This window comes from Ruegeria sp. CDSB029 (assembly GCF_059611125.1).
Map to the genome: position 1 here is coordinate 1 of NZ_JBXWOX010000027.1, position 20,992 is coordinate 20,992.

At 57.4% G+C, this 20,992-nt stretch carries 19 protein-coding genes; 10 read left to right on the forward strand and 9 right to left on the reverse strand.

Features of this window, described 5'->3' with window-relative positions:
• Nucleotides 1-341: 341 nt before the first annotated feature.
• Both katG and AC2FI8_RS21900 read right to left on the reverse strand, forming a co-directional pair.
• Nucleotides 342-2,543 (reverse strand): catalase/peroxidase HPI, encoded by a 2,202-nt coding sequence (gene katG, locus AC2FI8_RS21895; RefSeq protein ID WP_496770588.1) that lies wholly within the window; start codon nucleotides 2,541-2,543, stop codon nucleotides 342-344.
• Between the two features lie 269 nt (nucleotides 2,544-2,812).
• Nucleotides 2,813-3,658 (reverse strand): SDR family oxidoreductase, encoded by an 846-nt coding sequence (locus AC2FI8_RS21900; RefSeq protein WP_496770585.1) that lies wholly within the window; start codon nucleotides 3,656-3,658, stop codon nucleotides 2,813-2,815.
• A gap of 90 nt (nucleotides 3,659-3,748) precedes the next feature.
• Here AC2FI8_RS21900 and AC2FI8_RS21905 point away from each other — a divergent pair, with 90 nt between their 5' ends.
• Complete coding sequence (locus AC2FI8_RS21905) at nucleotides 3,749-4,381, forward strand: class I SAM-dependent DNA methyltransferase (RefSeq protein WP_496780946.1); 633 nt, start codon at nucleotides 3,749-3,751, stop codon at nucleotides 4,379-4,381.
• Between the two features lie 5 nt (nucleotides 4,382-4,386).
• Here AC2FI8_RS21905 and AC2FI8_RS21910 read toward each other — a convergent pair whose 3' ends face one another.
• From AC2FI8_RS21910 to AC2FI8_RS21920, 3 genes are read right to left on the reverse strand one after another with little or no spacing between them, the layout of a single operon-like run.
• Nucleotides 4,387-5,166, reverse strand: a complete 780-nt coding sequence (locus AC2FI8_RS21910; RefSeq protein ID WP_496780947.1) for a carnitinyl-CoA dehydratase — start codon at nucleotides 5,164-5,166, stop codon at nucleotides 4,387-4,389.
• Nucleotides 5,163-7,178, reverse strand: coding sequence for an acetate--CoA ligase family protein (locus AC2FI8_RS21915; RefSeq protein WP_496780948.1), 2,016 nt, complete (start codon nucleotides 7,176-7,178; stop codon nucleotides 5,163-5,165). Before AC2FI8_RS21915 ends, AC2FI8_RS21910 begins: the two co-directional genes overlap by 4 nt.
• 16 nt (nucleotides 7,179-7,194) lie before the next feature.
• The gene (locus tag AC2FI8_RS21920; RefSeq protein WP_109313076.1) at nucleotides 7,195-8,355 is read right to left on the reverse strand and encodes an acyl-CoA dehydrogenase family protein; all 1,161 of its coding nucleotides are present in this window, start codon (nucleotides 8,353-8,355) and stop codon (nucleotides 7,195-7,197) included.
• Between the two features lie 78 nt (nucleotides 8,356-8,433).
• Here AC2FI8_RS21920 and AC2FI8_RS21925 point away from each other — a divergent pair, with 78 nt between their 5' ends.
• Nucleotides 8,434-9,375 carry a GlxA family transcriptional regulator gene (locus AC2FI8_RS21925; RefSeq protein ID WP_496780949.1) on the forward strand — a complete coding sequence of 314 codons (942 nt, stop codon included), beginning with the start codon at nucleotides 8,434-8,436 and terminating at the stop codon, nucleotides 9,373-9,375.
• Here the strand turns inward: AC2FI8_RS21925 and AC2FI8_RS21930 are convergent.
• A complete protein-coding gene (locus tag AC2FI8_RS21930) occupies nucleotides 9,372-10,361 on the reverse strand; it encodes a sterol desaturase family protein (RefSeq protein ID WP_496780950.1) in 990 nt (329 codons plus the stop codon). The two genes, AC2FI8_RS21925 and AC2FI8_RS21930, sit on opposite strands and share 4 nt — an antisense overlap.
• A 22-nt stretch (nucleotides 10,362-10,383) precedes the next feature.
• Nucleotides 10,384-11,139, reverse strand: a complete 756-nt coding sequence (locus AC2FI8_RS21935; protein WP_496780951.1) for a class II aldolase and adducin N-terminal domain-containing protein — start codon at nucleotides 11,137-11,139, stop codon at nucleotides 10,384-10,386.
• A 118-nt stretch (nucleotides 11,140-11,257) separates the two neighbouring features.
• On the opposite strand from AC2FI8_RS21935, the gene AC2FI8_RS21940 reads away from it, so the two are divergent.
• The 5 genes from AC2FI8_RS21940 to AC2FI8_RS21960 all read left to right on the forward strand — a co-directional run bounded on the left by AC2FI8_RS21940 (nucleotide 11,258) and on the right by AC2FI8_RS21960 (nucleotide 17,026).
• Nucleotides 11,258-12,133 (forward strand): LysR substrate-binding domain-containing protein, encoded by an 876-nt coding sequence (locus tag AC2FI8_RS21940; protein ID WP_496780952.1) that lies wholly within the window; start codon nucleotides 11,258-11,260, stop codon nucleotides 12,131-12,133.
• Between the two features lie 144 nt (nucleotides 12,134-12,277).
• Nucleotides 12,278-14,080, forward strand: coding sequence for an adenine deaminase (ade, locus tag AC2FI8_RS21945; protein WP_496780953.1), 1,803 nt, complete (start codon nucleotides 12,278-12,280; stop codon nucleotides 14,078-14,080).
• Nucleotides 14,077-15,540: an AMP nucleosidase gene (locus tag AC2FI8_RS21950; protein ID WP_496780954.1), complete on the forward strand. Its 1,464-nt coding sequence runs from the start codon at nucleotides 14,077-14,079 to the stop codon at nucleotides 15,538-15,540. The genes ade and AC2FI8_RS21950 overlap by 4 nt, the downstream gene beginning before the upstream one ends.
• A gap of 130 nt (nucleotides 15,541-15,670) precedes the next feature.
• Nucleotides 15,671-15,958: an HU family DNA-binding protein gene (locus AC2FI8_RS21955; protein ID WP_039533371.1), complete on the forward strand. Its 288-nt coding sequence runs from the start codon at nucleotides 15,671-15,673 to the stop codon at nucleotides 15,956-15,958.
• A gap of 234 nt (nucleotides 15,959-16,192) precedes the next feature.
• Nucleotides 16,193-17,026, forward strand: coding sequence for a hypothetical protein (locus tag AC2FI8_RS21960; protein ID WP_496780955.1), 834 nt, complete (start codon nucleotides 16,193-16,195; stop codon nucleotides 17,024-17,026).
• Between the two features lie 81 nt (nucleotides 17,027-17,107).
• On the opposite strand, the gene AC2FI8_RS21965 is transcribed toward AC2FI8_RS21960, so the two are convergent.
• Complete coding sequence (locus tag AC2FI8_RS21965) at nucleotides 17,108-18,304, reverse strand: BCCT family transporter (protein WP_496780972.1); 1,197 nt, start codon at nucleotides 18,302-18,304, stop codon at nucleotides 17,108-17,110.
• A 181-nt stretch (nucleotides 18,305-18,485) separates the two neighbouring features.
• Between AC2FI8_RS21965 and AC2FI8_RS21970 the strand changes: the two genes are divergently transcribed.
• On the forward strand, nucleotides 18,486-19,373 hold the full coding sequence (locus AC2FI8_RS21970) for a DMT family transporter (protein ID WP_496780956.1): 888 nt from the start codon (nucleotides 18,486-18,488) through the stop codon (nucleotides 19,371-19,373).
• On the opposite strand, the gene AC2FI8_RS21975 is transcribed toward AC2FI8_RS21970, so the two are convergent.
• Entirely contained in the window at nucleotides 19,349-19,870 is a 522-nt protein-coding gene (locus AC2FI8_RS21975) for a glutathione peroxidase (protein WP_496770563.1), read from the reverse strand. The genes AC2FI8_RS21970 and AC2FI8_RS21975 overlap by 25 nt on opposite strands.
• 145 nt (nucleotides 19,871-20,015) lie before the next feature.
• On the opposite strand from AC2FI8_RS21975, the gene msrB reads away from it, so the two are divergent.
• Complete coding sequence (msrB, locus tag AC2FI8_RS21980; RefSeq protein WP_496741454.1) at nucleotides 20,016-20,465, forward strand: peptide-methionine (R)-S-oxide reductase MsrB; 450 nt, start codon at nucleotides 20,016-20,018, stop codon at nucleotides 20,463-20,465.
• Nucleotides 20,462-20,971 (forward strand): peptide-methionine (S)-S-oxide reductase MsrA, encoded by a 510-nt coding sequence (gene msrA, locus AC2FI8_RS21985; protein WP_496770561.1) that lies wholly within the window; start codon nucleotides 20,462-20,464, stop codon nucleotides 20,969-20,971. Before msrB ends, msrA begins: the two co-directional genes overlap by 4 nt.
• The last annotated feature ends 21 nt before the right edge of the window (nucleotides 20,972-20,992 follow it).

The following is a 20,992-nucleotide window of genomic DNA, read 5'->3' on the forward strand; positions in this document are numbered from 1 at the left end:
GCGTCCGGCTGTCTCTCCAACCCGTCCGGCCGTCTCTCCGACCCGTCAGCACCGCCTCAGCAGCGCCGGTGAAGGGGTATTTACGGATTAGGTCTGGGACCTGCAACCCCCATTTTGAAAAAACTTCATATTTCTCTGCAGAAACTCGCCCATGTTAATGAAAACAATAAGTTAGCTTAATAATTTGGGTAAGAAACAGGGCTGGGCGATGCGTGACGCGCGGGTTAGTCAAGGCTTTGGACGGAATCGTACCCAATGCTTGGTATGCCCGCGGGACTCGACCCAAAGAAAACGCCGCCCGAGTCCCCTCGGGCGGCGCTACCTCTGCGATGATCGTCGGTTTACTTCAGATCAAATCGATCCGCGTTCATCACCTTGTTCCAGGCCGAGACAAAGTCACAGACGAATTTACCCTCGGCACCCGTCTGACCGTAGACCTCAGCAAGCGCCCGCAGTTGCGAGTTGGAACCGAAGACCAGATCGACGCGTGTACCGGTCCATTTGATCTCACCGCTGGCGCGGTCACGACCTTCATAAACGCCCTTGCCGGCAGGTTTCCATTCGGTGCCCATGTCCAGAATGTTGGTGAAGAAGTCATTGCTGAGTACACCCACACGATCCGTGAACACCCCATGCTTGGCGTCACCGAAGTTGGCGCCCAAAACACGCAGGCCACCGACAAGTGCCGTCATCTCTGGTGCGGACAAGGTCAACAATTGTGCGCGATCGACCAGTAACTCTTCGGGCGAGACGGTGTAGTCGGCCTTTTGGTAGTTGCGGAAACCGTCTGCTGCGGGCTCCAGGACTGCGACGCTGTCCACATCGGTCTGCTCTTGCGATGCATCGGTGCGGCCCGGGGTGAACGGAACCTCGACATCCTGACCACCAGCTTTGGCAGCCTGCTCGATGCCGACGGCACCGGCCAGAACGATCAGGTCGGCCAGCGACACTTTCTTGTTGCCTGACTGCGCGCCGTTGAACGCCTCTTGAACGCCTGTCAGCGCGTCCAGCACCTTGGACAGTTTCATTGGCTCGTTGACATCCCAATCCTTCTGAGGCGCAAGACGGATACGGGCGCCGTTGGCACCGCCCCGCTTGTCCGACCCGCGGAAGGTCGAGGCCGAGGCCCATGCGGTTGAGATCAGCTCGGACACCGACAGACCGGATGCAGCGATCTTGGTTTTCAAATCCGCTACATCGGCAGCATCGACCAGATCGTGATCCACCGCAGGCACGTTGTCCTGCCAGATCAGCTCTTCGGTCGGGGCTTCCGACCCGATATAGTTCGACCGCGGCCCCATATCGCGGTGGGTCAGCTTGAACCAGGCGCGCGCGAAGGCATCTGCGAACTCTTCCGGGTTCTCGTGGAAGCGTTTCGAGATCGGGCCATAGATCGGATCCATGCGCATCGCCATGTCGGCGGTGGTCATCATGGTTTTGACCTTCTTGGTCGGATCACCGGCCGCCGGGGCCATGTCTTCTTCCTTGACCCCGATCGGCTCCCAGATCCACGCGCCTGCGGGGCTTTTGGTCAGGTTCCACTCATATCCAAACAGAAGGTCAAAGTATCCGTTGTCCCATTTGATCGGGTTTGCGGTCCACGCGCCCTCGATGCCCGAGGTCGTGGTATCGTCACCGACGCCCGAACCGAACTTATTGATCCAGCCAAGGCCCATCTCTTCGATCGGTGCCGCTTCGGGTTCGGGGCCGACCAGATCAGGATCGCCCGCGCCGTGCGCCTTACCAAAGGTGTGGCCACCAGCAACCAACGCGACGGTTTCCTCGTCATTCATCGCCATCCGGCCAAAGGTGTCGCGGATATCACGGCCCGAGGCCAACACGTTTGGTTCACCATCCGGGCCCTCGGGGTTCACGTAGATCAGACCCATTTGAACGGCGGCGAGTGGGTTTTCCATGTCGCGCTCACCAGTGTACCGGCTGTGCGGGTTGTCGGTGGGGGCAAGCCACTCAGTTTCGGAACCCCAATAGATGTCTTCTTCAGGCGCCCAGATATCCGCGCGACCACCAGCAAAGCCAAATGTCTTGCCGCCCATGGATTCAATGGCGCAATTGCCGGCAAGGATCATCAGGTCGGCCCAGGAAATCTGGTTGCCGTATTTCTGCTTGATCGGCCACAGCAGACGGCGCGCCTTATCAAGGTTGCCGTTATCCGGCCAGCTGTTCAGTGGCGCAAAGCGCTGGTTCCCGGTCGAGGCACCGCCACGGCCATCCGCCGTGCGATATGTACCGGCGCTGTGCCAGGCCATCCGGATGAACAGACCGCCGTAATGACCGTAGTCGGCAGGCCACCAATCCTGAGAATCGGTCATCAGCGCGTACAGGTCTTCTTTCAGCGCCTTCATGTCCAGCTTCTTGAATTCTTCAGCGTAGTCGAAATCAGGCCCCAGCGGGTTCGACGCAGGCGAATTCTGGTGCAGGATCGACAGGTTCAGCTGGTTCGGCCACCAATCCCGGTTTGACCGGGTTCCTGCGCCGTGCATTACAGGGCATCCGCCTGTTTTAGGGTTATCACTTCCGTCCATGTCGATCTCCAATCCTGGCTAAAATCCGGCTCGTTCGCGCGGTGAAAAACGCGGGCGATCAAGAACATATATAGATGACACTTTTACCTCTTTTAGATGCACGGCTTGGATTGCGCACATTCTGTCAAAGGTATCGGCGACTCTTGTCTTGTCGCCGTCAGACCTAGCAAATTCGCACCATGCAAATAAGTTTTCTTTATGGATGGTTTTGATAACCAAAAACTATCACTAAGCACCCGGTGCGCATCGCCGGAAATCAGGCCGGTAGCTCAGTCACCGGTCATCAGCGACCTCAATCCGACCCTATAGTTCGGATACATCAGGTTTACACCCAGCTCATCCTTGATCCGATCGTTTCTGACCCGCTTGTTCTCATTGTAAAAGCTGCGCGCCATGGGGGTCATGTCGGCCTCGTCGAAGGGTACTTCGGGCGGCAATGACAATCCCTGCAATTCGGCCGCATAGGCGATGACATCCTGCGGTGGAACGGGTTCATCATCACATACGTTGTAAATCGCCCCCGGATTGGGCGCGGACATGGACGCGGCAAGAACCTGGGCAATGTCGGCGACATGAATTCGGGAAAAGACCTGCCCCGGCTTGATGATACGTCGCATACCCACACGCTTGAGCTTGGAAAACGGCCCACGACCGGGACCATAGATGCCTGCAAGGCGAAAAATGTGTGTCGGCAAGCCGGGGATGTTCCGCCACTGCTCTTCCGCCTGCACCCGCCATTTGCCGCGCTGCGCCGTTGGCGTCGCGGGGGTGGCTTCGTCGACCCAGTTGCCCTGATGATCGCCATACACGGCCGTGGTCGACAGATAGCCAACCCATTTGAATTGCGCCGCCCTTTCCGCAATCTCATCCGCCAATGCAGCCAGAACCGGATCTCCGTCCGCGTTTGGCGCGGCCGAGATCAAAAGATGCGTCACCCCATCCAGCTGTGGCACTTGCCCCGGCCAAATCACCGGCTCTGCGCCGGATGCCTTGACCACCGGCGATTGGGCCGGATCACGCGTCGTGCCGAAGATACGCCAACCATGGGGTTGCAACTGACGGGACAAGGCCTGTGCCGAGTACCCGTGACCGAAGGAAAATAGTGTGCCTGTCATACGCTCTTAGATGATCCGCAATTTCGCCAGATGCAAGAACTCCGCCAAGGATACTTGATTCGAATCCCCCAATGCGCCTTTCTTTTGGGTATGAGTGACAAAACGCCAGACCTGCATGCCGCCTACGCGCTGGATTCCCCGGAAGACCACAAGCGTCTCTATGCTGAATGGGCCGGGGATTACGACGAAGGCTTTGCCACGCGCGAGGACTATCAGCTGCACATCCATACCGCCCGCGCCTTTGTCGGCGCCGGCGGTCAAGGGCCTGTTCTTGATGTCGGTGCAGGCACCGGCCTGTGCGGCGCGGTTCTGGCCCGGCTGGGTGTGGGACCGATAGATGCCACCGATATCAGCGCCGAGATGCTGGATCAGGCCATGCGCAAGGATATCTACCGCGACGCCATTGAGGCCGATCTGAACGAAGGCATCCCGGTGCCGCGCGAAAGCTACTCCGGAATCGTTTCATCCGGTTCGTTCACCCATGGCCACCTTGGGCCAGAAGCTTTGACTGCGCTGCTGCGTGTGGCCCGCCCCGGTGCTCAATTCGCGCTGTCGATCAATGCCCAACATTATGAAAAGCTGGGATTTGCCGAAGCCCTGCACCGTCTGGCGCAAGACCAGATACGCAATCTGGCCCTGCCCGAAGTTCGCATCTATGGCGATCTTGCATCCGGCCCCAATAAGGATGACACAGCGCTGATAGCCCTGTTTGAACGCGCTTAGGCCGACTATCGACCTTTCCACATGGGATCACGCTTTTCAGCAAAAGCGCGGGCGCCTTCTAGATTGTCTTCAGAGCCATAGAGGGTATCAACCGTCGGCAATTGCCGCCCGGTAATCCGATTCATGGCATCCTGAAACTTGGAGTCTTCGGCATCCCGTACAATCTCTTTGATTGCGGCATAAACCAAAGGCGGACCGCTGGCCAAAAGACGCGCCAGTTCCCATGCCCGATCCATCAGTTGATCGCCCGGCACGATTTCGTTCACCAATCCCCAGTTCTTAGCCTCTTGGGGGTCAAACCAGCGTCCGGTCAAAAGCAGTTCCATTGCCACGTGATAAGGGATGCGCTTGGGCAGTTTGACGCTGGCGGCATCTGCCACTGTGCCGGACAGGATCTCCGGCAATGCAAAACTGGCGTGATCCGCCGCGATGATCATGTCTGCGCTCAGAGCCAGTTCCAGCCCGCCGCCGCAGGCAATCCCGTTGACCGCCGCAATCACCGGCTTGTTCATGTCCCGCAGTTCCTGCAGCCCGCCAAAGCCACCAACGCCATAGTCTCCGTCGACTGCGTCTCCGTCAGCGGCTGCTTTTAAATCCCAGCCGGGGCAAAAGAACTTCTCTCCACCCCCGGTCAGGATTGCGACGCGCAGATCAGGATCATCACGGAAGTCACGAAACACCTCGCCCATGACGCGGCTGGTCGCCAAATCAATCGCGTTCGCTTTGGGACGGTCCAAAGTGACTTCCAGAATAGCGCCATCGCGCTTGGTTTTGACCGGGTTCATTTACTTGCCTTTCGGATCAGAGCATCCACCGCTATGGCACGGTCCGGTGTGCAGATCAGTGGGTTTATTTCAACTTCGCTGACATGGGTTGCGTTGGCAATAACGTAGGCCTGCACCGCATCGACAGTGTCCAGGATGGCCTCAATCTCTGCCGCTGGTTTGCCGCGATACCCCGCCAGCAAAGGCGCGCAGTTCAATTTGCCCAGCGCCTCTTTCACAGCGTCGCGAGAGGAGGGGATCAAAAGGGAAACCGTGTCACGCAGGATTTCAGTCAACACACCTCCGGCACCCAGCGTCAGAACGAACCCGTGGGCCGGGTCTCGGGTGACGCCGACCAACAATTCTGCCACGCCGCCGACAGCCATTTCCTCAACAAGGACGTCATCAGTTCCGATATCCGCCGCGACTTCACCCACAGCGTCGGCGAGAACCTCAAGGCGCACGGCCGCATGTTCCGATTTATGCGCCAGCCCGACGCCCTTGATCGCAAATGGACCAGTCAGCGCGGTAGAGGCTTGTTTCGCCAGGTTCGCCGGTACCACAACGTTGAGCGGTACACGCACACCGAATTCCGCCAGCGCCTTTTTGGCTTCTGCTTCGGTCAGAACATGATCCGCAACGGTATCCGAGGGCAGCAGGACCGGTTCGGCCTCTGTTGCTTGCGACCGCGCGGCCGCCTCAATTGCCGCAAGCGCTTCATGCAATCCGGCAAAAGGGATAACACCGCCATCGAGTAATCGCTGTGCAACGTCTTCGGGCAAAAGCTCCGGCAGAGTCGCCGTTACCGCAAAGGGGCGCCCCGTCTGAGCAACACTATTCAAAGCGGCCTGCGTGGCGCATTCCCAATCCGTCGCATCCGTGTGCGGATAGTCGAGAATAGCCATAGTCAGGGCCTGTTCCGGCCCCATCATAGCAGTCCAAGCGCGGGTCATGGCTGGCGTGTCACGCCATATATAGGTGTGATAATCCAGCGGGTTCGCCAAGGCCACCATCGGCCCCAAGGCATCGCGCAGGTCAGCTTTTTGTACTTGCGACAACGGCGGGAAGTGCAGATTGCGCCCCTCGGCCATGTCCGCAGCCAGACTTGCTTCACCACCTGAGCAACTGATCGACCCCAAACCGTTGCTGTCCAAGCGCCCGGTCACGTGCAGCAGCTTGAGGCATTCCAGGAAACTGGGAATGTCATCCAAACGCGCGATCCCAAGGCGATCCAGAAATGCCTGCGCGCCCGCGTCGCCTCCGGCCAATGATGCAGTGTGAGAAATCGTCGCCGCCTGTGCATGGGCGGACCGGCCCACTTTCAGCGCAACAATCGGCACGTTACGATCCCGCGCCTTTTTGGCCAGCGCCTCCCATTTACGCAGGTCACCGAAGCCTTCAATGTGGACACCTACCGCGGTGATCCGGTCATCATCCAAAAGGGCCGAGGCGATGTCGGCCTGATGGGTTTGCGCCTGGTTCCCACTGGTCAGCATAAAGGCCAGCGGCAAGGCCCGGCGCTGCATCGTCATATTGATCGCTATGTTCGAACTTTGCGTCAGGATCGCCACACCGCGATCTACCGGTCGCATGCCGTGCTGATCGGGCCAAACAGCGGCGCGGTCCAACCCGTTGACGAAGCCATAACAGTTTGGCCCCAGGATCGGCATCTCGCCTGCGGCCTGCACCAAACGGACCTGCAAATCTGCACCCTGATCGTCCTCGGCATGCGCTTCGGTAAATCCCGAGGCAAAACACACTGCACCCCCGGCCCCCATGGCCGAAAGGACCGCGATCGTCTCGATCGTTGCATGACGGTTGATGCCAACAAAGGCTACGTCGGGGGCCGCTGGAAGGTCCTCAAGGCGTGCAAAAGCACTCAGACCCGCGATTTGACCGGCTTTTGGGTGGACCGGCCAGATGTCGCCCTGAAACCCGAATTTCCGGGCCTGTTCGATCACTGAGACGCACCAGGCGCCGCCGCCAATCACAGCGATGGATGTGGGGTGCAAAACGCGTGACAGGGAAGACATCAGGCGGCCCCCTCCATCACGCACCGAGTGCCCTCAGAAGATCGCGACTGATAATGTGGCGCTGAATTTCGCTGGTCCCGTCCCAGATACGCTCGACCCGCGCGTCGCGCCAGAACCGCTCAAGCGGGTAATCGTCCATCAGACCCATGCCGCCGTGAATTTGGATGGCGGCATCGGTGACCCGCGCGAGCATTTCCGAGGCATAGAGCTTAGCCGAAGCAATTTCGCGGTTGGCAGGCAGGCCTTTGTCCAGGCGGTCGGCTGCGGCCAGCGTCAACAAGTCCGCCGCGTCAATCTCGGTGATCATATCCGCGATTTGGAAGGACACGCCCTGAAACTTGCCGATCTTCTGGCCGAACTGTTCGCGCGTGGCGGAATAGTCCAGCGCATAGTCGAAAGCGCGGCGTGCGCGGCCTACGGACATGGCAGCAACCGTGATACGAGTCGCATAAAGCCAGGTGTTCATCACTTCAAAGCCGCCATCAACCTCACCCAGAACCTGAGCGTCCGGCAGACGGCAATCATCGAAATCAAGAACCATGTTCTTGTAACCGCGATGGCTAACCGACTTGTACCCGTCCCGGATGGTGAAACCGGGCGTTCCGCGATCCACCAGAAACGCCGTAATCCGCTTTTTGGGGCCTTTCGGCGTCTGATCCTCGCCGGTCGCGATAAAAACGATGATGAAATCCGCGTGCTCCGCGCCCGAGATGAAGTGCTTGGTGCCATTGACCACCCAGTCTCCGCCATCCCGCACCGCGGCGCACTTCATTCCACGAACATCTGACCCGGCACCGGGTTCGGTCATTGCCAGCGCGTCCATCCTTTCGCCACGCACGGCGGGCATCAAGTATCGTTCGACCTGCTCGCCCTCACACGCCATCAGGATGTTCTGAGGACGCCCGAAGAAGTGATTCAGCGCCATGGACCCGCGGCCCAGCTCACGTTCGACCAGCGCGAACTCCAGATGGTTCAACCCTGCACAACCGACGCTTTCGGGAAAATTACAGGCATAAAAACCCAGCTCAATCGTCTTGCGCTTGATCTCATCCGCGATCTCCTCCGGGACTTCGCCGGTGCGCTCGACCAGCGCCTCATGCGGGTAGATTTCGTTTTCCACAAAGCTGCGAACCGTAGAGACGATCATCTCTTGTTCGTCGGACAATCCATATTGCATCGGGCGTCTCCACATCTGGCGTTGCGGCATATTCTGACGCGGCTTGCCATTTGAAACGTGCAGAAATAGAAGTTTACCATGCAAGAATGGACTAAATCACCCTCTGCACCGCAGCAAATCGGGGTTCTTCTGTTCGACGGATTCTCGAACCATTGTCTGGCCAATACGGTCGAGCCGCTGCGGGCTGCAAACACTCTGGCTGGTCGCAAATTGTATGATTGGCAGTTCCTTGCGTTGGGGGGTGATCCGGTGACATCCTCGTCCGGGCTGCAGGTCGCGCCGCATCGCCCACTCCAGACCGCCAGTGGGGACATGCTGATGGTCATGCCATCTTATGGATTCCGCGCGCATGGCGGGTGGCGGACCCTTTCGGGTCTGCGTTCTGCGGATCAGCGGTTCAAAGTGCTGGTAGGCCTCGACACTGGCAGCTGGCTTTTGGCGCAGGCAGGGCTGCTGGACGGCCATCGCGCCACGATTCACTGGGAAGAGCTGACCGGATTCACCGAGAGGTTTCCCGATATCGATGCGCGGCGCGAGCGCTATGTCGTCGACCGCAATCGCATCACTTGTTCCGGGGCAATGGCGGCCTTTGATCTGGTCTTGCACCTGATTGGGCGGGATCAGGGGCAGGCCTTGGCGCTCGAAGTTTCGCAGCTGTTTATGACCCGCGATTCCGCGCGTTCGCACAAGGGAGGCGCAGGTGCGACCAGCGGTTACGTGAACAAAGCGTTAGCCCTGATGCAGGAACATCTTGAAAACCCCCTGCCCGTATCTGAAATCGCAAACCGGGTGGGCCGGTCGCAGAAAGCCTTGTCTGTACGCATGCAAGGCGAACTGGGTGCAGGCCCTGCTCAGGTCTATCGCCGCCTGCGCCTGAATCTTGCGCGCAAACTCGTGGCGGAAACCGACCTGAGCATCGGTGAAGTTGCCCTGCGCGCGGGCTATGAAGACCCAAGCGCCCTGACCCGCGCCTTCAAAGCCGAGTTTGGGATCACGCCGCGCGCGCTGCGGTCCGATTAGGTATACATCTGTTTCTTGTACGCTCTTGTCCGGGTCGTCGCCTCGGCCGATCCGTCATGAAATGTGCCAAACCACTTGTCGAACGGGATTTCAGAGGTGCCGTAGTTGCATTCAAAATACCGGTGGTGAAGCTGGTGAAAAAAATCACCGGCACGAGCGGCATCCGTATCCCCTGCCTTTAGTTTTTCAAACCCGGAATGAGACAACACGGGGCTGATCTGCTGGAAGGAGGCGTGGAACAGTACATGCAACGGGTGCGACGGCACGATCAGGTGGATGAAATATGTCGTGAAATACAGCAAGTTCTCGTACCAGTGGTTCGAGATTCCCGACCAAGGCCCAATGTTCACGTTACGATGATGCACAGCATGCACGTATTTGTAGAGCTTCGGGTGATGTTCCAGCCGGTGCACCCAATAAAAGTGCAGACCTGACCACATCGGGATAAACACCATCCACACAACGAACCAGACCGGCGCGCCGGACCATGTGACGGATGGCACATAGCCGTTGGCCATCGCCCAGTAGATGATCCACTGATAAACGGTCGCGACGGTCATCGCGCTGCCCAGCGTCCACCAGATATTGTCCAGAACCTGATTGCGGAATGTAAACGTACCATTGTTGCGGGTCAGGTCGCGGCGGTCGAACTTTTTGTACATGCCCTGCCCTTTTCGCATGTACAGCCACCAGTGCAGTCCACCAGCGATCATGATCTGGGGCACCATGTTCAGCAGCCAAATGCGAAACATCCAACCCGGAGCAAAACTTTGCATGCTTTCAAAAGACGGGAAAAAGAAAGCATAGGCGGTAACCGCCAGCGCAAGGCACAAGGTTAATGCCGTGATCTGCAGCCACGCCCCGCTGTACCATTTCAGCACAGCTGACGGACGTGGTGGCCAATTGAACAAGGGGTTTAGCCCCACCGGACCTTCAGGATGATAGTGCCAGCGAGCGGATTCCGGATTCTGTGGAGTGTCAGACATGGTCGTTACCCTGATGAGGTTGTCATGTGGCGTAGTCAGAGCCGCCATCGTCCAGTAAGGCCTTGATCTCTCGCAGATGAGCCTGGGCCTGATCGGGATAGTGTTCCAATTCTTGCGCAGTCTTTTCGGCAATCTCATCTGGCAGGACGCGCAATGGCTGGCCGGTCTGCAGCGCTCGGATGTAGGTTTCCGCTGCGCGTTCAAAATAATAAAGCCTGTTAAAAGCATCCGCCGGGTCACTGCCGATCACAAGAACACCGTGATTGCCCATGATCATGACCTTTTTCTTGGGGTCCGACAGCATCGACGCACAGCGTTCACCTTCGCTTTCAAAGGCGAGGCCTCCGAACTCTTCATCCACGACGTATCGGTCGTAGAACGTGGCCGTATTCTGATCGATCGGCGGCAATGTGCTATCCGCCAACGATGCAAGGACCGTCGCAAAGATCGAATGCACGTGCATGACGCAACGTGCGTGCGGGCAGTGACGATGAATTGATCCATGCAGACCCCAAGCCGTCGGATCCGGGGCACCGGGTTGGTTCATCACCTCGGCGTCATTGGCATCCAACAGCAGCAGATTTGATGCTTTGACTCGCGCAAAATGCATCTGGTTCGGGTTCATCAGGAACTGGGTGCCTTCCGGGTTCACCGCCAGACTAAAATGGTTGGCGACACCTTCGTGCATGTTCAGCCGCTCGACCCAGCGAAAGGTTGCAGCCAGATCAACACGTTCGGCCCAGTGGTCGATATTGGCGCGCAGGTTTGTAACAGTCATTCCGGGCTCCTTTGCGGATAGCTGAGAACTTTCGGAAATCGTGCCTGTAGCGTCAAAAATTGACCAACGAAAAAAACGCAACTATTCCATTAGCTGAACTAATGGCAAGGTTATACGCATGCAGAAACCACTTCCTCCGCTGGGTTGGCTCCGCACGTTTGAGGCGGCGGCGCGGCACTTGTCCTTTACCGGCGCAGCCCGGGATCTGAACATGACGCAAAGCGCGGTCAGCCAGCAGATCAAGTCCTTGGAAGGGTACCTTGGCCAGCCTTTGTTTTTGCGTCGACCACGTGCGTTGGAACTGACCGAAGCGGGCATCACGTATCTTCCGGTGGTGCGCGAGGCATTTCGGACACTGGTACGTGGAACTCAGGCCGTGACCGGCGCCCAGCAGAACGCGGTTCAAGTTCAAAGCAACATCACCTTTGCCGTGAATTGGTTGGCGCCCAGACTGCCGAGTTTCCGGGCGTTACATCCCGATGCTCAGCTGAATATCTTCACCGAGCTTTGGGAGCCGCGCGAAATGGCCGAAGGGGCCGCCGTGGAAATCCGTTATTCTCTTCGACCGTCAGATACGGTTCGAACCGAATTACTGAGAACTGATCACTACTATCCAGTCTGTGCGCCGGGCTATCACGTGACGTTGGAAGACCTGCAACAACACCCGCTTTTTGACTGCTCGAACCTGCTGTCGAATTGGCTAGGTTGGGCGGAAGAACAGGGTCTAAATTGGGCAAATCCTGCAATCACTTATTCGACGACCTACTTGGTCAGCTTGTCCGTAGCCATGGCTGGCGGAGGGCTGTGTCTGGCGCATGACACCATTGCCAGTGACCTGATTGCGCAAGGTCGTTTGATAGCCCCGTTCGCCCATCGCGCACCCATGCCCGAAGCCTATTATCTGCTTCTGTCGCCGCGCGCCGAAGAAAGTCCCGGCGCCATAGCGTTTGCCAATTGGGTTCGCCGCGAGCTGGAGATTGATCCACAGAAATAACCGGGTGCTGCTCCCACCCATCATCGATGCCCTGCCGGGCGTCTCCTCTGGTTGGGCCGGGCAGCGCTGACGCGCTGCGTGACGGTTTGATGATACCTGTTCACAAGGGGTTGAACCTTCCTGCGCATTCGGGAAAGTTGGGCCATGGAACACACACCCTTCCCTAGTTGGCCCGATGTCGCCCCCCGTCTGATTGCCGTAGCCGCAGGTCGTGAAGCTGCAGATTCGGTCATTCGCGGCGGAATCTGGGTAAATGTGCACAGTCGCGAAACCCTTCCGAACCATGACATTGCGATCGCTGATGGACGCATCGCTTATGTCGGACCCGATGCATCACATTGCACTGGCCCAGAGACTCAGGTCATCGAGGCCACCGGGCGCTATATGATCCCCGGCCTGTGTGATGCCCATATGCATATCGAATCGGGCATGCTGACACCGGCTGAATTTGCCCGCGCTGTCATTCCGCATGGAACGACCAGCATGTTCACCGACCCGCATGAGATCGCAAACGTCCTTGGCCTGGACGGTGTACGCATGATGCATGACGAGGCGATGATGCAGCCGGTGAACATCTTCACCCAGATGCCGTCCTGCGCCCCATCTGCACCGGGGTTGGAAACCACAGGGTACGAGATCACCGCCGAAGACGTGGCCGAGGCGATGAACTGGCCGGGCATCATCGGTTTGGGCGAGATGATGAACTTTCCGGGTGTCATCAACGGCGACCCAAAGATGCTGGCGGAAATCGCCGCCACGCAACGCGCGGGCAAAACTGTGGGCGGGCACTACGCTTCTCCTGATTTAGGGCCTAATTTTGCGGCTTATGTGGCCGGGGGACCGGCGGATGATCACGAAGGTACCTGCGAGGCAGACGCGATTGCTCGGGTCCGGCAAGGCATGCGGTCGATGATGCGGCTGGGCTCGGCCTGGTATGACGTGGAAAGTCAGATCACGGCTGTCACACAAAAAGGTTTGGACCCGCGCAACTTTATCCTGTGCACCGACGATTGCCACTCAGGCACGCTGGTCAATGACGGCCATATGAATCGTGTGGTTCGGCACGCCATCGCTTGCGGATGTGATCCGCTGATTGCCCTGCAAATGGCAACGATCAACACGGCGACCCACTTCGGGCTGGAGCGTGAGATCGGCTCAATCACACCGGGGCGGCGCGCGGATGTCATCCTCAGCTCGGACCTGAAAGAACTGCCCATCGAGACCGTGATTGCGCGCGGTCAGATCGTGGCCGAAAACGGTAAAATCACCGTCGACTGCCCGCACCTCAACTGGCCTGATACCGCCCGGAACACCGTGCATCTGGGGCATACCCTGACCGCTGCCGATTTCGAAATCCAAGCACCTGCAGGGGCAAACCGCGTGCAGGCCAACGTGATCGGCGTGGTGGAAAACCAGGCTCCGACCAAAGCTCTGAAGGCTGAACTGCCGATCATCGAAGGATTAGTCGAGGGCGACGGCGATGTCTGCCAGATTGCACTGGTTGAACGCCACCGGGCGACGGGCGGCGTGACGAACGCTTTTGTTTCCGGATTCGGATATCAAGGCAAAATGGCCATGGCCTCGACCGTGGCGCATGACAGCCATCACATGATCGTTGTCGGCACGGATCGCGAACAGATGGCACTGGCCGCAAACAGGCTGGCCGAAGTGGGTGGCGGCATCACCATCTTCCGCGATGGGGAAGAATTGGCGCTGGTCGAACTGCCCATCGCAGGCCTGATGTCAGACAGCCCCGCCGCAACTGTGGCCGCCAAAGCTGAAGACATGGTCGCCGCGATGGTGGCCTGCGGCTGTACACTCAACAACGCATATATGCAGCACTCACTTTTGGCACTGGTCGTGATTCCGGAATTGCGGATATCGGATCTGGGCCTGGTGGATGTGCGCACCTTTGAAAAAATCGATCTTCTGGAACCACTTGCATGACAATAATAAAAACACCCGACGCACCCAAACCGGAACAATTCACCGACCCCAAAGCGGCGGTCGCTCGGTTGGAAGCGCTCTATGAACAAGCAACCCGCTTTCTGTGCGACAGTTTCTCGGCAGCCATTGAGCATGGCGCACCAACGGCGCGGTTTAGAGCCTATTACCCGGAAATTCGCATCAGAACGTCGTCCTATGCGCATGTCGACAGCCGTCTGAGTTTTGGCCACGTCTCAGAACCCGGTATTCATGCCACAACGGTTACGCGGCCGGATTTGTTTCGGTCCTATTTGACTCAACAGATCGCGTTGTTGATCAAGAACCACGACCAGCCGGTTACGATTGGGCCGTCCGACACACCGATCCCTGTGCATTTCGCGGTTGCCAACAATCCCGATCTGCACGTCCCGCAACAGGGCGCGGCCGGGTTCACGTTGCGCGATGTCTTTGACGTTCCCGACCTGACCACGACCAACGATGATATCGTCAACGGGGTGTACGACCACGAGGATGAAGCCGGCCCGCTGGCCTTGTTTACTGCCCAACGCGTCGACTATTCGCTGGCCCGGCTTGCGCATTATACCGCGACGGATCCCAGCCATTTCCAGAACCATGTCCTGTTCACGAACTACCAGTTCTACGTCTCCGAGTTCGAGAATTACGCGCGCGCGCAATTGGCCGATCCGAACAGCGGTTATACAAGCTTCGTCTCGACCGGGAATGTCGAGATCACTGACTCCGAGGAAGAATTAGCTCAACCGCTGAAGCTTCCGCAAATGCCGACCTATCACCTGAAGCGCGAGGATGGGTCCGGGATAACACTGGTCAATATCGGGGTTGGGCCGTCGAACGCGAAAACGGCAACAGATCACATCGCCGTTCTGAGGCCCCACGCCTGGCTGATGGTCGGTCACTGTGCCGGTCTGCGCAACACGCAGGCGCTAGGCGACTTTGTTCTGGCCCATGCCTATCTGCGCGAGGACAAGGTGCTGGACGATGACCTGCCAGTCTGGGTTCCGATCCCGCCACTGGCCGAGGTTCAGGTCGCGCTTGAGAGCGCGGTGGCCGAGGTCACCGAGTTGGAAGGGTACGAGCTTAAGCGGATCATGCGGACCGGCACCGTCGCCTCGGTCGACAACCGCAATTGGGAACTGCGCGACCAGTCCGGCCCGGTGCAGAGGCTCAGCCAATCCCGCGCTATCGCGCTGGATATGGAAAGCGCAACCATCGCCGCAAACGGCTATCGGTTCCGCGTTCCATACGGCACGCTCTTGTGTGTGTCAGACAAACCACTGCACGGCGAATTAAAGCTTCCGGGTATGGCTTCTGCCTTTTATACCACTCAGGTAAGTCGCCATCTGGCCATCGGAATTCGGGCGATGGAGCACTTGCGTGGCATGCCGCTAGAGCGTCTGCACAGCCGGAAATTGCGTTCATTCGACGAAACAGCCTTTCTCTGACGCAAAAAAGCAACGATTTCCCCATATTTTTAGGGTTTTCAGCGCTACTATTCGTTGTGTTCGACCACAATATCCCGTTACAGTTACGCGGTGAGGCCCTATGTATCGGGCACGTTAAGGAGACCAAGAAATGGCAAAGCCTATGACAAAGACTCAGCTGGTGGCTGCTCTCGCTGAGGAAATGGGAACCGACAAGAAAGCTGCAAACGCAGCGTTGGAGGCCATGACTGGCCTGATCACCCGCGAAGTTTCCGCCGGCGGCGCAGTGACCCTGCCAGGCGTTGGCAAAATCTACTGCCGCGAGCGCCCCGAGCGCATGGTGCGCAACCCCGCCACCGGCGAGCAGTTCAAGAAAGAAGCCGACAAAGTGGTCAAGATGACCATCGCGAAAGCTCTGAAGGACAGCGTGAACGGCTAATCTCAGCTTTCACTGCAAACGATAGAGGGTCGCCTTCGGGGGGCCCTTTTTCTTTGTTCGCCTGTTGGGACGAATTTTGGCACACCCGATAGATTTCGATGTACTTTGCGGGTTACCCGTCTAGTTGTTGAATAACAACATTTGAATTCATCGATCGGTTTGAAAAACGTGACGCACTTCTTCTCCAAAATCTCGTCTCTCGCGATTGCTTTTTCTCTAACCTGGACAACTCAGTTGGCTGCGCAACCTGTGGGTTGGGGCTTTCAGGTTGATGGGCTTGCGGCGTATCAAGGCAACGCATCCTTAAGCGGAGGTGGCAATTTCTCTGCAAGTCGTGCCTTTATTCGTGGCGGTTCGCTGTATAATACCGGCGATGGTACGTCATTCGGCCTGTCCATAAGCCTTGGGCAATTTGACTACGACTTCAATCAGACTGACAATCAACCATGGACCGACATACGCGATATCCGGGTCTCGTTTCCGGTACGCGCGCGCGTCGGTGAAACGGCGCAACTGTTAATATCTCCACAAATCAGATGGGATTACCAAAGTGGTATAGACGCGTCTGATGGGCGGACTTACGGGGTTTTTGCCGGTCTGGCTTGGGAAGTCAGTAGCCGCTTGACGATTGGACCTGCATTCGGCGTATTTTCCCAACTTGAGGAAGAAGGCGTGGACTTTTTTCCGGCTCTTCTGGTGGATTGGGACATCAATGACCGTTGGAATCTGAATACGGGATCAGGGATTGGCGCAACCAGAGGACCGGGGCTGACACTGAGTTATGCCATGACTGACACAATAAACCTGTCTTTGGCTGCGCGCTCTGAACGCATCCGCTTTCGCCTGGATGACCAAGGTCTTGCGCCGGATGGCGTTGGGGAAGACAAGAGCATCCCGGTTGTATTGGCCTTGGATTACAGCCCAAATCCCGGAGTTTCTCTAAACGTTTTTGCCGGAGCTGAATTCGATGGTCGGCTTACTCTGGATGACGAAAATGGAAGTGAGATTAGCCGGCAATCTTACGACACTGCACCGCTTGTCGGTTTTGCGTTCCGTTTTCGGTTCTGACTTTTCCAAAATAGAACTTCAAGACCACGGAAAACGGGCGCCGGATTAGGCGCCCGTCTGTTCTTTAACTCCGTTCGGCAATCAGTGAACCGTCTCAACCTTGTGGAAGTCCAGATCACGATCTTCGGGCATTGAATCGATGCTCAACACCTCTTTGCGCTTGGTGATCAGGATGTAGACCACGCAGGCCAAATAGAGGCCAACGACCACCGCTCCGATCCATTGGATCTGCAGCCACTGGCTCTGGAACAACAGGGTCAGGACAAACAGCAGGGCGACGTTGCCTGCAACGTAGATCGCCTTGCCGAACCGCTCGACTGTCAGGTTCAGGTTGTCTGTATAGAGCCTAATCAGCGAGTCCAGCGAGTTGATCACAAAGGTCACGCCCACGATCACCATCGCGATGTTGGTGATGCCCGCAGTGCTGATGCCGTTCAGGTGATAGTAGTAGAGAACGGTGAACCAGATTCCCAACGGGATCGACGGGAAAATAAGCAGCGCCGCCAGCAATTGCCAGGTTTTCAGACCACCGACAAAGCGAGAGGTGAACTGGCCAATCATGATCGACCACGCGAACCACCAGAACAAATAGAAGGCGTGATAGTCGGTCAGCGGCAGGACAAACTTGTGCAGGTTGGCAAAGTAAGCGCTGATGTTGCTGCCGGTTTCAACAAATCCGGTCATGCCCATGCCAGCCGCGACCCACATTCCGATGATCAGCGCAAGGAACAGGAAGGTCGAACCCACGGACAGGATACGCACGTATTTCAGGTCGGTCGAAGAATAGGCCGCTGCCAGAATGACCACAAATACAATGATGTAGAAGGTTGAAACCACGGATTCGCCGTCTCCGACTTCAGGCAGATAGCCAGGCAGGTAGATCAGAAACAGGCTGGCGGTGAAGGCGCAGGTGCCAATAATCACCACGTTGTTGATCAACTTGACCAGCGGGATCTCAAAGAACTTCACGCGGGGTTCGATGACGCAGAAATAGAACGCCGTCAGGAAGTAGAAGGCCCAGATCAGGAAGCCCCAGAACCCGAACTCGATGGCCAGCGGGTTCGCAAAGGCATAGGCCGGTTCCTCGGCATATCCGCCAAACTCGGTCAGCGGGAACATGATCAGGCCGACATCCAGACCGGACGTGAACAGGATCGCGATGAAGGTGAACAGATGCACTGGCGTGACGCCCACGCAACGCAGGTTCCACCATTTCACGACGAAGAAAGCGACGAGGCCCAATGCCAGCAGGACGCCGAAAGACAGAATATACTCCAAAAGCACCAACATACCTCCCTTGGTTAGTCAGAGTGCGGTTCGCATACCTTTAATTGACTGATCAATCAACAAACACCGCAATGCCGAATGTAACTGATGAGGCCTGTGGTTTTTTTGACGCGCGGCGCTTGCGCGTTTGAGATAATTCCGAAACAGTCGCGGCGTTTGGGAGAGCGTCATCATGGATCTGCGCGCCATAGCCATGGGGCTGGCATTTGCCTTCATCTGGTCGTCAGCCTTTACCTCGGCGCGGATCATCGTCGCCGATGCCTCGCCCCTTTTCTCACTGGCGCTGCGATTTTTGATCTCGGGGTTGTTGGGGGTCGCAATTGCACGGGTGATGGGCCAAAGCTGGAGGCTGACGCGCGCGCAATGGTACGCGACTATTCTGTTTGGAATATGCCAAAATGCCCTTTATTTGGGTCTGAATTTCTACGCAATGCAAACCGTACAAGCATCTGTTGCGGCGATTATTGCATCAACAATGCCCCTGATCGTGGCATTAGCCAGCTGGACACTGTTTCACGAAAAACTTCGACCACTGGGCGTGTTCGGATTGCTGGCGGGTTTCGCTGGCGTCGCATTGATCATGAGCAGCCGGATTAGCGCGGGCGCCGACCTGTTTGGCGTCATGCTGTGCGGGCTGGGCGCGCTGGCGCTCAGCTTTGCGACACTGGCAGTGCGCGGGGCAACATCCGGCGGCAATTTCATGATGGTGGTCGGGCTACAGATGCTGGTGGGCGCGGCAATTCTGTTCTTCGCGGCCCCCATATTCGAGACGATCTACATTCACCCGAACGTACCGTGGATGCTGGCCTTTGCTTATACGACACTGTTCCCTGGCTTGTTGGCGACACTGATCTGGTTCCATTTGTTGAACAGGATCGGCGCGATCCGAGCCGCAACTTTTCACTTTTTGAACCCGGTCTTTGGCGTCGCGGTCGCTGCTGCTCTGCTGGGTGAAAAGCTTGGTCCGATGGATGCGGTTGGCGTGGGCATCACAACGCTGGGAATTCTGGCAGTGCAGCTGTCTCGGCAGACCGATCAGCGCAGCAATGCCTCGACCTGACGCAAGAGCTTCGGTGAATCCGGTTTGACGTTCGAGCCATACGTCGCGACAACCTCGCCCGCTGGGTCAATCAGGATCTTGTTGAAATTCCACTTGGGGACAAAGCCCGTTTGCTGGGCAACAGCCCTATAAAACGGATGGGCACCGACGCCTTTGACTGGGGTGATGTCGGTCATGGGCAAGGTCAGACCAAAATTCATCTCGCAGAATTGTTTCACGTCTTTCGCTGACCCCAGTTCCTGATTGAAAGAATCCGAAGGGACGGCCAAAACCACGAGACCTCGATCAGCATAGGTGTCATGGATTTTTTGTAAGCCAGCGTATTGCCCCGTGAACCCGCAATGGGATGCCGTGTTCACAATCAGCACCGGCTGACCTCTCCACCCCTCAAGAGAAAGGGTTCCGCCGTCAATCGAGTCAAACTCACCGGTCAAAGGTGCAGCTTGAACAGCGCGGGCAACCAGCAATAGGACGGATAACAGAAGCAGTCTCAACATGGTGTTACCTCCTTTATTGTGAATTACGCGTGCGTTTGGCATTCGGATCACCCGCACGAGAACGCGAGCAGGCTGAAATATGATTTTGATTTTTGCCCCAGTATGCCCAAATAAAGGTCCAAGTCATATCAACACCGGAGAAGCCATGACCCGCTACACCAAAGACCCCGAGGCCATTGCCGCTCTTTCCCCTGAAGAATTTCACGTCACCCAACGCAGCGGGACCGAACGCCCCGGCACTGGAAAGCTGTTGGGAAACAAGGAACCGGGCATATACGTCGATATCGTCTCGGGCGAACCGCTATTTGCCTCGACCCACAAATACGAATCCGGATGTGGCTGGCCAAGCTTTACCAAGCCCATCGTGCACGAGCATGTTGAAGAGATTGAAGATCGCACGCTTGGCATGATCCGGACCGAGGTCCGCTCGAAACATGGCGACAGTCATCTTGGGCACGTATTCCCCGACGGTCCACGCGAACACGGCGGGCTACGCTATTGTATCAACTCCGCCTCCTTGCGGTTCATTCATCGCGATGAGATGGAGGCCGAAGGGTACAGTGAATACCTGATCCATGTGGAGGATATCCAATGACCAATGAACGCGCTGTTCTGGCCGGGGGCTGCTTTTGGGGCATGCAGGACCTGATCCGTAAATTGCCCGGCGTTTCCAGCACCCGCGTCGGCTATACTGGCGGCGACGTGCCCAACGCCACCTATCGCAACCACGGCACCCATGCCGAAGGGATCGAGATCATTTTCGACCCAGCGCAAATTACCTATCGCGACCTGCTCGAGTTCTTCTTTCAGATTCACGACCCGACAACCGTTAACCGTCAGGGCAATGATCGCGGGATGAGCTATCGCTCGGCCATCTACTATGTGGACGACGCCCAGAAACAGTTGGCTGAGGACACGATTGCCGATGTGAACGCCAGCGGGATCTGGCCCGGCAAGGTTGTGACCGAGGTCGAACCCGTCAGCGATTTCTGGGAGGCTGAGCCCGAGCATCAGGACTACCTTGAACGTATTCCCAACGGCTATACCTGCCACTTCCCGCGCCCCGATTGGGTTCTGCCCAAGCGCAGCGCGGCTGAATAACCGAATTGGCCCTCCTTCCCG